General features: G+C 73.4%; 13 protein-coding genes. 10 read left to right on the top strand and 3 right to left on the bottom strand.

What is annotated here, in order from left to right:
* Positions 1-221 precede the first annotated feature (221 nt).
* From dop to prcA, 5 genes are all read left to right on the top strand, one after another.
* Positions 222-1,739, top strand: a complete 1,518-nt coding sequence (gene dop, locus SM573_RS24555) for a depupylase/deamidase Dop (protein ID WP_474617167.1) — start codon at positions 222-224, stop codon at positions 1,737-1,739.
* A 108-nt stretch (positions 1,740-1,847) separates the two neighbouring features.
* A complete protein-coding gene (locus tag SM573_RS24550; protein ID WP_088993750.1) occupies positions 1,848-2,063 on the top strand; it encodes a ubiquitin-like protein Pup in 216 nt (71 codons plus the stop codon).
* Positions 2,064-2,279: 216 nt separating this feature from the next.
* Positions 2,280-2,567, top strand: coding sequence for an endonuclease VII domain-containing protein (locus SM573_RS24545; protein ID WP_474617166.1), 288 nt, complete (start codon positions 2,280-2,282; stop codon positions 2,565-2,567).
* Entirely contained in the window at positions 2,486-3,325 is an 840-nt protein-coding gene (gene prcB / locus SM573_RS24540; protein WP_474609492.1) for a proteasome subunit beta, read from the top strand. The genes SM573_RS24545 and prcB overlap by 82 nt, the downstream gene beginning before the upstream one ends.
* Positions 3,326-3,387: 62 nt before the next feature.
* Entirely contained in the window at positions 3,388-4,215 is an 828-nt protein-coding gene (gene prcA / locus SM573_RS24535; RefSeq protein WP_474609493.1) for a proteasome subunit alpha, read from the top strand.
* Positions 4,216-4,287: 72 nt separating this feature from the next.
* Here prcA and rfbB read toward each other — a convergent pair whose 3' ends face one another.
* Positions 4,288-5,265 carry a dTDP-glucose 4,6-dehydratase gene (rfbB, locus tag SM573_RS24530; protein ID WP_474617206.1) on the bottom strand — a complete coding sequence of 326 codons (978 nt, stop codon included), beginning with the start codon at positions 5,263-5,265 and terminating at the stop codon, positions 4,288-4,290.
* A 113-nt stretch (positions 5,266-5,378) separates the two neighbouring features.
* Between rfbB and pafA the strand changes: the two genes are divergently transcribed.
* From pafA to SM573_RS24515, 3 genes are all read left to right on the top strand, one after another.
* On the top strand, positions 5,379-6,737 hold the full coding sequence (gene pafA / locus SM573_RS24525; protein WP_474609494.1) for a Pup--protein ligase: 1,359 nt from the start codon (positions 5,379-5,381) through the stop codon (positions 6,735-6,737).
* Positions 6,738-6,805: 68 nt separating this feature from the next.
* Positions 6,806-7,000, top strand: coding sequence for a hypothetical protein (locus SM573_RS24520; protein WP_474609495.1), 195 nt, complete (start codon positions 6,806-6,808; stop codon positions 6,998-7,000).
* Positions 7,001-7,252: 252 nt separating this feature from the next.
* On the top strand, positions 7,253-8,395 hold the full coding sequence (locus SM573_RS24515) for an oxalate decarboxylase family bicupin (RefSeq protein WP_474617165.1): 1,143 nt from the start codon (positions 7,253-7,255) through the stop codon (positions 8,393-8,395).
* A 1-nt stretch (position 8,396) separates the two neighbouring features.
* On the opposite strand, the gene SM573_RS24510 is transcribed toward SM573_RS24515, so the two are convergent.
* Positions 8,397-9,482, bottom strand: coding sequence for a DUF3866 family protein (locus SM573_RS24510; RefSeq protein ID WP_474617164.1), 1,086 nt, complete (start codon positions 9,480-9,482; stop codon positions 8,397-8,399).
* A gap of 64 nt (positions 9,483-9,546) precedes the next feature.
* Positions 9,547-10,548 carry a cation diffusion facilitator family transporter gene (locus SM573_RS24505; RefSeq protein ID WP_474609498.1) on the bottom strand — a complete coding sequence of 334 codons (1,002 nt, stop codon included), beginning with the start codon at positions 10,546-10,548 and terminating at the stop codon, positions 9,547-9,549.
* A 134-nt stretch (positions 10,549-10,682) separates the two neighbouring features.
* Here SM573_RS24505 and SM573_RS24500 point away from each other — a divergent pair, with 134 nt between their 5' ends.
* Positions 10,683-11,681 carry a helix-turn-helix transcriptional regulator gene (locus tag SM573_RS24500; RefSeq protein WP_474609499.1) on the top strand — a complete coding sequence of 333 codons (999 nt, stop codon included), beginning with the start codon at positions 10,683-10,685 and terminating at the stop codon, positions 11,679-11,681.
* Complete coding sequence (locus tag SM573_RS24495; protein ID WP_474609500.1) at positions 11,678-12,718, top strand: helix-turn-helix transcriptional regulator; 1,041 nt, start codon at positions 11,678-11,680, stop codon at positions 12,716-12,718. The genes SM573_RS24500 and SM573_RS24495 overlap by 4 nt, the downstream gene beginning before the upstream one ends.
* The last annotated feature ends 5 nt before the right edge of the window (positions 12,719-12,723 follow it).

Below are 12,723 nucleotides of genomic sequence, written 5' to 3'. Positions count from 1 at the left end.
TCCGGGGTGGCCACCACCCCGGGCCCCGTCGTGCGTCGGTCCCACCCGCACGTCCACCCGGGCCCTCGCGGGCCGGGTCGGGCCGCCGGCCGCGCCCCGTCGCGGCGAACCCTTCACGCCACGCGCGGACGCCGCGAGCCCCGGCACGCCCCCGCCCGCCGCGTGGCCGACTACGCTCGACGGGACGGGGGACCGGACGGGCGAGCGGAGCGAGCAGGTCGATGAGCGTACGACGGATCATGGGCACCGAGGTCGAGTACGGCATCTCCGTGCCCGGCCAGGCCGGTGCCAACCCGATGGTCACCTCCTCGCAGGTGGTCAACGCCTACGGGGCGCGCCCCGAACTCAACCGGGGTGGCCGCGCCCGCTGGGACTACGAGGAGGAGTCGCCGCTGCGCGACGCCCGCGGCTTCACCTACTCCGGCGCCGCCTACGACCCGGCCGAGGCGCTCGCCGACGAGGACCTCGGGCTCGCCAACGTCATACTCACCAACGGCGCCCGCCTCTACGTCGACCACGCGCACCCGGAGTACTCCACTCCCGAGGTGACCAACCCGCTGGACCTGGTGCGCTGGGACAAGGCCGGTGAGCGGGTGATGGCCGAGGCGTCGCGGCGGGCCGCCACGATCCCCGGCACCCAGCCGATCCACCTCTACAAGAACAACACCGACAACAAGGGCGCCAGCTACGGCGCCCACGAGAACTACCTGATGCGGCGGCAGACCCCGTTCGCCGACATCGTCGCCTACCTGACGCCGTTCTTCGTGACCCGGCAGATCGTCTGCGGCGCCGGCCGGGTCGGCATCGGCCAGGACGGCGGCCAGAACGGCTTCCAGATCTCCCAGCGGGCCGACTTCTTCGAGGTCGAGGTCGGTCTGGAGACCACGCTGAAGCGGCCGATCATCAACACCCGCGACGAGCCGCACGCCGACGCGGACAAGTACCGGCGGCTGCACGTCATCATCGGCGACGCCAACCTCTCCGAGATCTCCACCTACCTGAAGGTCGGCACCACGGCGCTGATCCTCACCATGATCGAGGAGAAGGCGCTCGGCCCCGACCTGGGCATCGCCGACCCGGTCAACGAGCTGCGCGCGGTCAGCCACGACCCGTCCCTGACCCACCTCATGCGGATGCGCGACGGACGGCGGCTCACCGCGCTCGACGTGCAGTGGGCGTACTACGAACGGGTCCGGTCCTTTGTCGACGACCGCTACGGCACCGACGTCGACGCGCAGACCGCGGACGTGCTGACCCGGTGGGAGAGCGTGCTCGACCGGCTCGGCCGGGACGCGATGCTCTGCGCCGACGAGCTGGACTGGGTCGCGAAGCTGCGGCTGCTGGAGGGCTACCGGGAGCGGGAGAAGCTCGGCTGGGGGTCGCACAAGCTCCAGCTGGTCGACCTGCAGTACGCCGACGTGCGCCCCGAGAAGGGCCTCTACCACCGGCTCGTCTCGCGAGGGGCGATGAAGACGCTGCTCAGCGACGATGACACGCGCTCGGCGATGACCGAGCCGCCGGAGGACACCCGCGCCTACTTCCGCGGACGCTGCCTCGCCCAGTACGCCTCCGAGGTCGTCGCCGCGAGCTGGGACTCGGTCATCTTCGACGTGGGCCGCGAGTCACTGGTGCGGGTGCCGATGATGGAGCCCGAGCGGGGCACTCGCAAGCACGTCGGCGCCCTGTTCGACAGGTGCGCCAGCGCCAAGGACCTCCTGGAGACGCTCACCGGCGGCTGACGCCCGTTCCCGATCAGCCCGCCGCGGGTGCCGACAACGGCGCGCGGCGGGCTTTTCGTCGCCGTCGCGAGGTAAGTTTCTCGCAAGAGATCGTTGGAGGAGGCACAGATGGCCACTCGTGACAGCGGCGGTCAGTCGCAGTCGGGCAAGTCCCGCCAGGGCGAGGAGATCGAGGACGTCACCACGGAGGCGAACCCGGAGGTCGCCGAGCGGCACGCCGAGATCACCGAGGACGTCGACGACCTGCTCGACGAGATCGACTCCGTCCTCGAGGAGAACGCCGAGGAGTTTGTGAGGGGGTATGTCCAGAAAGGCGGCGAGTGAGAGGAATATTCGATTCCGACTCCCCGACTTGCCGGACAGCCGTGCCCCAGGTGCGGCCGGTCGCTCCCGGCACCGGCCTTCCACCGCAACCGACGCCGGCCCGACGGCCTCGCCCTCTCGCCGAGCCCGTGCGGCGGCGGTCTCCGAGGCGAGCCGTCTCAGGCGGGGGATCGCGCCGCAGCGGAGGGCCGCCGCGCCGGTCGCCGATGGACTGAAGTGGTGCCCGGACTCGACGAGCTCCTCGCCGAACAGGGCGGCGTGTGCGCGGTCCGCGGCGTCCCCGATCCGGAACATGTGGACCACGATCATCGCACCGGGTGGGTGCGCGGGATACTCTGCTTCAACTGCAACGGTGGTCTTGGCCAGTTCCGCGACAGTCCCGAGCGGCTGGGCAGGGCGATCACGTATCTGAGAGGAACCACGTGGCAGCGGGTTTTGATCCATCCGGGCGTCTACCAGATGTGTTCACCAACGCGGGGACGTCCTCCTTCACCTCGTTCCTGAGCAAGGTGGCACCCGAGATGCTGCCCGGGCGACGGCCGCTGCCCCCCGGCATGGCGGCCGACATGGCGCCGCACGCGACCACCATCGTGGCGATCGCGGCCGACGGGGGCGTGGTGATGGCGGGCGACCGCCGGGCCACGATGGGCAACCTGATCGCCCAGCGTGACATCGAGAAGGTGCACCCCGCCGACGCGTACTCGCTGGTAGGCATCGCGGGCACGGCCGGCATCGGCATCGAGCTGATGCGACTGTTCCAGGTGGAGCTGGAGCACTACGAGAAGATCGAGGGCGCCATGCTCTCGCTCGACGGCAAGGCCAACCGGCTCGCCGCGATGATCCGCGGCAACCTGGGCGCCGCCATGCAGGGGCTCGCGGTGATCCCGCTGTTCGCCGGGTTCGACCTGGCCGCGAGCGACCCGGCGCGCGCCGGCCGGATCTTCAGCTTCGACGTGACCGGCGGCCCCTACGAGGAGACGGGATACGACGCGATCGGCTCGGGATCCCTCTTCGCGAAGTCGGCGTTGAAGAAGCGGTTCCGCCCCGGGCTGTCGATCGACGACGCGGTCCGGCTCGCGGTCGAGGCGCTCTACGACGCCGCCGACGACGACACGGCCACGGGCGGCCCCGACCTGACCCGCCGGATCTACCCGGTGGTGATGACCGCGACCGCGGAGGGCACCCACCGGCTCACCGACGCCGAGACGGGCGCGATCGCGGAGGCCGTGGTCTCCGCCCGCATGGAGAACCCGGGCGGCTGACCCCGGCCCCCGTCCGCATTCGTCAGCAGTCGTCCGCACAGCGCTAAGGAGAACCAGCCGCCGTGGCCATGCAGTTCTACGCCTCGCCCGAGCAGATCATGCGCGACCGTTCCGAGCTGGCCCGCAAGGGCATCGCCCGGGGGCGGAGCGCCGTGGTGCTGAGCTACGAGGGTGGGGTGCTCTTCGTCGCCGAGAACCTCTCCAGCGCCCTGCACAAGGTCAGCGAGATCTACGACCGGATCGGCTTCGCGGCCGTCGGCCGTTACAACGAGTTCGAGAACCTGCGCCGCGCCGGAGTACGGATGGCCGACCTGAACGGGTTGTCCTATGACCGGCGCGACGTGACGGGACGGGCCCTCGCCAACGCGTTCGCGCAGACCCTGGGGGCGATCTTCACCGAGCAGTCGAAGCCGTTCGAGGTGGAGATCTGCGTGGCGGAGGTGGGCGCGAGCCCCGCCGACGACGAGCTCTACCGGCTCACCTACGACGGTTCGGTCAACGACGAGCCGGGCCGGATGGCGATGGGTGGCCAGGCCGAGGCGATCACGGGGGTGCTGAAGTCGGAGCACCGGCCGGACATGTCGCTGGGCGAGGCCGTGAAGGTGGCCGTGAAGGCGCTCAGCAGCGTCGGCGGCGAGGGCGGCGCGGCCCGTACCATCGCGGCCAACCAGCTGGAGGTGGCGGTCCTCGACCGTCGCCGGATCGGGCGTACGTTCCGACGGATCACCGGGGCCGCGCTGACCGCGCTGCTGGACGGCGGAGCGGCCGCCGGCGAGGAGGCGGCCGGCGGCCCGCAGACGCCCACCGTGCCGACGGGGGAGGCGAACAAGCCGACCACGTCCGCGGCCTCGGCCGACCTGGAGCGCCGCGAGTCGGAGGGCGACGCCTGACGGCGCGCCCGCGCACGCCGGCCCTCGCCCACATGGGTGGCCCGCCTCGGCGTCGCACGCCGAGGCGGCCGTTCACCGGGAGTGCTTGAGCGGCTCCCACCACGCCCGGTGCTCCCGGTACCAGGCGATGGTGTCCCGCAACCCCCGGGTGAACTCGACCCGGGGCGTGAAGCCCAGTTCCCGGCGGGTGGTGCCGGTGTCGAGGGAGTAGCGCCGGTCGTGGCCCTTGCGGTCCGCGACCGGCCGGACCCGCTCCCAGCCGGCGCCGAAGGCGTCGAGCAGGTGGCCGGTCAGCTCGCGGTTGGTCAGTTCGGTGCCACCGGCGAGGTGGTAGATCCCGCCCGCGCGCCCCTTGAGCTGGGCGAGGGCGATGCCGTGGCAGTGGTCGTCGACGTGCAGCCAGTCGCGGACGTTGCCGCCGTCGCCGTAGAGGGGCAGGTCCCGCCCGTCGAGCAGGTTGGTGACGAACAGCGGCACCACCTTCTCGGGATGCTGGTAGGGGCCGTACGTGTTCGCGCCCCGGGTCACCACCACGTCGAGGCCGTGGGTGCGGTGATAGGCGAGGGCGAGCAGGTCGGCTCCGGCCTTGCTGGCCGAGTACGGGGAGCTGGGGTCCAGCGGGGCGGTCTCGGTCCACGAGCCGTGCGCGATCGAGCCGTACACCTCGTCGGTGGAGACGTGCACGAAGCGGCTCGTGCCGTGCCGCAGCGCGGCGTCGAGGAGGGTCTGCGTACCGAGCACGTTCGTGGTGACGAACGGCGCCGCGCCGGCGATCGAGCGGTCCACGTGCGACTCGGCGGCGAAGTGCACCACGACGTCGTGGCCGGCGACGGTGGCGTCGACGAGCGGGCCGTCGCAGACGTCGCCCGCCACGACGCGCAGCCGCGGGTCGTCGCGCACCGGGTCGAGGCTGCCGTGGGTGCCGGCGTAGGTGAACTTGTCCAGCACGGTGACCGCGCGGGGGTGCAGCAGCGGCTCGGCGCCGGTGAGCAGCCGCCGGACGTACGCCGAGCCGATGAACCCGGCTCCGCCGGTGACGAGGACCTTCACGGCTGCCAAGGTACCGGCTCCTCGGCGGCGCCGATCGCGGAGCGAGGGTGCCCGCCGAAGGCCGCGGGGTTGAGCGCTGCCCAATCCGGGCCCCGGGCGGCTAATGTCACACCATGGAGCGGCGAATCTTCGGCCTCGAGACCGAGTACGGCGTCACCTGTACCTACCGCGGGCAGCGGCGGCTCTCTCCCGACGAGGTCGCCCGTTACCTCTTCCGCCGCGTGGTGTCCTGGGGCCGGTCCAGCAACGTGTTCCTGCGCAACGGGGCCCGGCTCTACCTGGACGTCGGGTCCCACCCGGAGTACGCCACCCCCGAGTGCGACTCGGTGGTCGACCTGGTCGCCCACGACCGGGCCGGCGAGCGGATCCTCGAGGGGCTGCTCGTCGACGCGGAGAAGCGGCTGCACGACGAGGGCATCGCGGGTGAGATCTACCTGTTCAAGAACAACACCGACTCGGCCGGCAACTCCTACGGCTGCCACGAGAACTACCTGGTCTCCCGGCACGGGGAGTTCGGCCGGCTGGCCGACGTCCTGATCCCGTTCCTGGTCACCCGGCAGCTGATCTGCGGGGCGGGGAAGGTGCTCCAGACGCCACGGGGGGCCGTCTACTGCCTCTCCCAGCGCGCCGAGCACATCTGGGAGGGTGTCTCCTCGGCGACCACCCGCAGCCGGCCCATCATCAACACCCGCGACGAGCCGCACGCCGACGCCGAGCGCTACCGGCGGCTGCACGTGATCGTCGGCGACTCGAACATGAACGAGGTCACCACGCTGCTGAAGGTCGGCACGGCCGACATCGTGCTGCGGATGATCGAGGCGGGCGTGGTGATGCGCGACCTGTCGCTGGAGAACCCGATCCGGGCGATCCGCGAGGTGTCGCACGACATCACGGGGCGGCGCAAGGTGCGGCTCGCCTCCGGCAAGGAGATCAGCGCGCTGGAGATCCAGCAGGAGTACCTGGCCAAGGCGACCGAGTTCGTCGAGCGGCGCGGCGGTGACCAGACGGCCAAGCGGGTCGTGGAGCTGTGGGGTCGGGTGCTGCGCGCGGTGGAGACCGGCGACCTGGACCCGGTGGCCCGCGAGATCGACTGGGTGACGAAGCTGCGGCTGATCGAGCGCTACCAGCGCAAGCACGACCTGCCGCTGTCGCACCCGCGGGTGGCCCAGATGGACCTGGCCTACCATGACCTGCGCCGCGGCCGCGGCCTGTACGCGCTGCTGGAGCGGCGCGGCGACGTGGACCGGGTGGCCACCGACCCGGAGATCTTCGAGGCGAAGGAGACGCCGCCGCAGACGACCCGGGCGCGGCTGCGCGGGGAGTTCATCCGGCACGCGCAGGAGAAGCGGCGCGACTTCACGGTCGACTGGGTGCACCTGAAGCTGAACGACCAGGCACAGCGGACCGTGCTCTGCAAGGACCCGTTCCGGGCGTACGACGAGCGCGTCGAGCGGCTGATCGCCAGCATGTGACCGGTGCCCGGCCGGCCCGGCGACGGTGCGCGTCGCGGGGCCGGCCGGCCCGGTAGGCTGACCGGGCCATGACGACATCCCCGAGTCCCGAGCCCACCGAGGGCGGTCAGCAGCGCCAGAACTGGGTGGAGCGCCGCCGGGCGAAGATCCGCGCCGAGATCGAGCGCAACCGGCGCGGTGAGTACACCGTGCCCACCTGGGTGCTGGCGCTCGCGCTGGTGCTGATCGTGGGCGGCTGGCTCGCCCTGATCTTCCTGGCCTGACCGCGCCTCCACGCGTCGCCGCGCGTCTCCGCGCCAGCGCGCGTCTCCGCGCCGCCCGCGCTGCCGCCTCCGTTCCTGCGCGCCTCCGCTCGGCGGGACGGACGGCGCCGGGGCCTGGCGGCCCGTGCGGGCCAGGGGATGGCCCCGTCGGGTCGCGGCGGCGGGTAACCGCCCGTCGCCGCCGCGGTCGGGGCCCGCACCGGAACGTCCGCGTCGGCGACCACGGACCGACGACGCGGGAGGCGACGGATCATGGCCGACGAGACGAGCGTTCCCCAGCCGACGCGCGACGGCAAGGGGTGGCGGGACCCCGGGCCGCGGGACGTGACGCGGGACCGGGAGAACCCGGACCTGCTCGTCGCGCCCGCCACGGACGCGGGCACCGTACCGAACCTGCGCTTCTCCTTCTCCGACGCGCACACCCGCATCGAGCGCGGCGGCTGGACCCGCGAGGTGACCATGCGGGAACTGCCCATCGCCACCGAGTTGAGCGGCGTGGACATGGCCCTGGAGCCGGGCGCGTACCGGGAGCTGCACTGGCACAAGCAGTCCGAGTGGGCGTACGTGCTGCGCGGCAGCTGCCGGATCAGCGCGGTCGACCAGGAGGGGCGGACGTTCCTCGACGACGTGCGGGCGGGGGACCTGTGGTTCTTCCCGCAGGGGGTGCCGCACCACATCCAGGCCCTCGACGAGGGCGTCGAGTTCCTGCTGGTCTTCGACGACGGGGCGTTCTCCGAGAACGGCACCTTCCTGATCAGCGACTTCTTCGCCCACACCCCGCGCGACGTGCTGGCGAAGAACTTCGGGTGGGCGCCGGAGCAGCTGGACCGGCTGCCGGAGCGGGAGAAGTACATCTTCGCCGGGCAGGTGCCCCCACCGCTGGAGCAGGACCGGGTGATCAGCCCGACCGGCGACGTGCCGCGCACGTTCAGCCACCGGATGCTGGCGCAGGAGCCGCAGCGCTTCCCGGGCGGCACGGTCCGGGTCGCCGACGTCAGCAACTTCGCGGCGGCGACCACGATCTGCGCCGCCCTCGTGGAGATCGACCCGGGCGGCCTGCGCGAGCTGCACTGGCACCCCACCGACGACGAGTGGCAGTACTACATCTCCGGGCAGGGGCGGATGGGGGTCTTCGCGAGCACCGGGGTGGCGCGGACCTTCGACTTCCGCGCCGGCGACGTGGGATACGTGCCGTTCGCGTACGGCCACTACATCCAGAACCTGGGCACCGAGCCGCTGGTCTTCCTGGAGATGTTCCGCAAGCCCCGCTTCGAGGACATCTCCCTGGCCCAGTGGATGGCGAACACCCCGCCGCAGGTCGTGTCCGACACGCTGAACCTGCCGCGCGACCTGGTCGAGGCGCTGCCGAAGGTGAAGCGGCCCGTGGTCCGCTGACTCAGCCGAGCAGGGCGGCGGCGTGCCGGCCGGCGGCCGCGGCGGCGAGGAAGTAGGCGTGGTCGGCGTCGAGGCCGCGCCCCATCGTCGACAGCGGCACGGCGCTGGCGCGCAGCGCGCCGTCGAGGCCGTCGCTGGGTACCCGGACGATCCGGTGCCGGGCGGCCAGCGGCGCCAGGGCGGTGTCGACCTCGGCGGCGAGCGCGGGGTCCAGGCCGTCGGGCACCACCAGCTCCGCGGGGGCCAGCGCCACCCGGCCGTACGCCGTGAGGCTGTGGTGGGAGACGCCGCGGTGCCGGGGACGGGGGTCGGCCGCGGAGATGCGCAGCGAGCCGACGGGGCGACCGCCCAGCGTGGCGACGGCGTTGACCGCCTCGCCGACGGCCACGCCGGAGAAGCCCCAGCGGGTGCCGGTGCCCAGGTTCCCCGGCCCCTGCGTGACGATCGCGATGTCGGCGTGGAGCACGTGGCGGGCGGCGAGCAGCCCGACGTGCAGCGTGCTCGCCTCCAGGTCGCCGCCGAAGGCCTGCCCCACGGTGATCGTGCCGGCGAGATCGTCGCGCAGCCCGGCGAGGGTGCGGGAGAACCAGGCCGGCAGGGCCCCGCCGTCGGTGAGCAGGTACGCGACCCGGGCGCGCGGCGCGTCGGCCCGGATGCCGGCCAGGATCGCCGGCAGGGCCGAGTGCAGGTCGGCGGTGACCACGGGCAGGCCGGCCACCTCCTCGGCGGCCTCCAGGACGGTCCGGTGCGGTGACGCCTCCTCGTCGACGCCGAGGAGGATCGGTTGCAGCGGGGTGTAGCGGGCCTTCACGAGGTGGCCGGCGTCGCGGGTGTCGACGGCCTGCGGCGGGTCGGGCGGGAGCCGGTCCGGCAGCGCGACCACCAGCGCGTACCCGCCGGTGCCGAGGCCCATCAGCAGCGCACCGGCGTTGAGCAGCACCCGGTCGCCGGGCTCCGGGTGGCCGACCAGGTGGGGGTAGGCCAGCGCGCGCATGGTGGCGCCGTCGGGCAGGGCCACGTCCAGCTCCACCGCCCCGGCCCACCGCCGCCGCAGCGCCGTCACCGTCCCGGACCGCCATCGCACCATGACGGGCACGCTAGCGGGCGCGCCCCGCCGCGGGCACGGCCGGGGCCGGTCCGCGGTGCGGCCGTCAGCCGACGCCGGGGTCCACGACGCCGTCGTCGAGCGGGGGTTCGGGATCGGGGCGGGCCCGCCGGGTGGCGCCGGGCAGTGAGTGGGTCGGGTCGAGGAAGAGGTAGCGGATCTCGGGGTAGTGCTCCCGCAGCCGCCGTTCCGCCTCGTCGGCGGTGGCCTCGATGGCCGCCCCGGTGGCCTCGTCGCGGAAGTCGACCTTGGCGGCGACCAGGATGTCCTCCGGGCCGAGCTGCATGGTGAACAGCGTGTCGATGCCCTGCACCTCGGGCAGCGCGGCGAGGGACCGCTCGATCTCGCGGCGCAGGCGGTCCGGGACCGCGCGCCCCACCAGCAGGGACAGGTTGCTGTACGCCAGGATGCCGGCGACGGTGAGCAGCAGCAGGCCGATGAGCACCGAGGCGATGCCGTCCCACAGCTCGTCGCCGGTGAGCTCGGACAGGGCGACACCGCAGCCGGCCAGGAACAGCCCGACCAGCGCCGCGCTGTCCTCCAGGAAGACCGCCTTGACCGTGGTGTCGGCGGTCAGCCGCAGGTAGCGCCGGGGTGTGGTGCGCCACCGCCGGGACTCGCGGCGCACCTGCCGTACCGCCCGGGCCAGCGAGATCGACTCGATGACGAACGAGACCACGAGCACCACGTACGAGATCAGGAAGTCGCCGCTGTGCTCGTGCACCAGGATGGTGGTGACGCCGTGCGTGATCGCGAAGCCGGCGCCGGCGACGAAGGTGAACAGGGCCGCGAAGAAGGCCCAGATGTAGCTCTCCTTGCCGTAGCCGAAGGGGTGCCGGGCGTCCGCCGGCCGCGCGCCGCGGCGCAGGGCCATGAAGAGCAGCACCTCGGTGGTGGTGTCGGCCACCGAGTGCGCGGCCTCGGAGAGCATGGCCGCGGAACCGGAGACCAGGCCGGCGATCAGCTTCGCGACCGCGATGGCGAGGTTCGCCGCGCCGGCGACGACCACCGTCGCGACGCTCTCGGTCTTCACCTCCGGCTGGGACATGGGGAAACCCTATGGCCGTCCCCGGCGGCCCGCCCGGCGAGCGGCCCGACCGGGTGGAGGCTTCGTTCGCGTTCACCGCGCGCCGCGCCCGCGCGGGTGCACGACCACGCGGTGCCGGCTGCTAGCGTCTATGCGTGTCCCGGACCCGTACCGAACGCCTGGTCAACCTGGTGATCTGTCTGCTCTCCACGCGACGGTTCCTCACCGCCGCGCAGATCGCCGCGACCGTGCCCGGCTACGAGCACGATCCGACCGACGCACGTGACCACGAGGCGTTCCAGCGAAAGTTCGAGCGGGACAAGGCCGAGCTGCGTGAGCTGGGCGTCCCGCTGGAGACCGGCACGGCGAGCGTCTTCGACGCCGAGCCGGGCTACCGCATCGCCCCCCGCGAGTACGCGCTGCCCGACATCCCCCTGGAGCCCGACGAGGCGGCCGCGGTGGGCATCGCCGCGCGGCTCTGGCAGCACGCCGGGCTGGCCGCCGCGGCGTCGTCCGGGCTGGCGAAGCTGCGTGCCGCCGGGGTGGACGTCGACCCGCAGGCCACCCTCGGGCTGGAGCCGATGGTCACCGTCGACCCGGCCTTCGCCCCGCTGACCGCCGCCGCCCGCGACCGCCGGGAGGTGGGCTTCGACTACCGGGTGCCCGACCAGGACGCGCCCACCCGCCGCCGGCTCCAGCCGTGGGGCGTGGTCTGCTGGCGCGGCCGGTGGTACGTGGTGGGTCACGACCTCGACCGGGGCGCCACCCGCTGCTTCCGGCTCTCGCGCGTCGTGGGCCCGGTGCGGGTCACCGGTGACGCGGGCGTCTACGAGCCGCCCGCCGGGGTCGACCTGATCAGCCACGTGGCGCGCTGGTCCGGTCCGGTGGAGCGCACCGGGCGGGCCACCGTGCTGGCCGCGCCGGGCCGGGCCGCCGGGCTGCGCCGGTGGGCCGTGGACGTCACCGCCGGCCCGGACGGCGACCGGCTGGTCCTGCCCTACGCCGACCCGGACTCCCTCGCCGCGCACCTGGTCGGCTACGGCCCGGACGTGCGCGTGCTCGACCCGCCGGAGGTGCGTGAGGCCGTGATCCAACGGTTGAAGGAGATCGCGGCCCGGCACGAGGATCTGGCGCCCGCCGGAGGCCCGCGATGACCCGCCCGGCCGCCCGTGGCGGCTCCCGCGCCTCCGCGGACCGACTGGCCCGGCTGCTCAACCTGGTGCCCTACCTGCTGGCCCGCCCCGGCATCGAGATCGCCGAGGCCGCCGCCGACCTGGGCGTCACCGAGCGGCAGCTCCGGGAGGACCTGGAGCTGCTCTGGGTCTGCGGGCTGCCCGGCTACGGGCCGGGCGACCTGATCGACATGGCCTTCGACGGCGATCGGGTGACCATCACCTACGACGCCGGCATCGACCGGCCGCTGCGGCTCACCCCGGACGAGGCGCTCGCGCTGGTGGTGGCGCTGCGGATGCTCGCCGAGACGCCCGGTGTGACCAACCGGGAGGCGGTGGAGCGGGCCCTCGCGAAGATCGAGAACGCGGGCGGTGATCTGGTCGCCGCACCGGTGGAGGTGCGGCTGCCCGCCGACACCCGCCGGGTGGAGGAGCTGCGCACGGCCGTGGAGGGCGGGCGGGCGCTGCGGATCACCTACTACACGGCGGCCCGGGACGAGACCACCGAGCGCACGATCGACCCGCTGCGGCTGCTGATGGTCGGCGGCCGGGCCTACGTGGAGGCGTGGTGCCGCCGGGCCGAGGCGGTCCGGCTGTTCCGGGCCGACCGAATCGACGCGGTGACCGAGCTGGACGAGCCGGCGGCGGTGCCGCCGCAGGCCCGCCCGCACGACCTCAGCGACGGTGTCTTCCGCCCCTCACCCGACCTGCCGCTGATCACCCTGCGGGTGGGCCGTGGCGAGCGGTGGATCACCGAGTACTACCCGTGCGAGCACGTGGAGGCCGGCGACGGCGACCAGTGGTTGGTGTCGCTGCGGGTCACCGACCTGGGGTGGGCGCGCCGGTTCGTGCTGGGCCTCGGCCCGGACGTGACCGTGGTGGCCCCCGCCGAGCTGGCCGAGCAGGTCCGCGCGGCGGCGAGCGCGGCGCTGGACGCGTACGCCAGGCCGGCGCCCACGGCGCGACACGACCCCGAGCCGGCCTCCGCCGACCCGGCGGTCGCGGCCGGCCACCGGTAGGCTGG

The sequence above is a fragment of the Micromonospora xinjiangensis genome (assembly GCF_056150165.1).
This window is presented reverse-complemented; position numbering and strand designations above follow the sequence as displayed.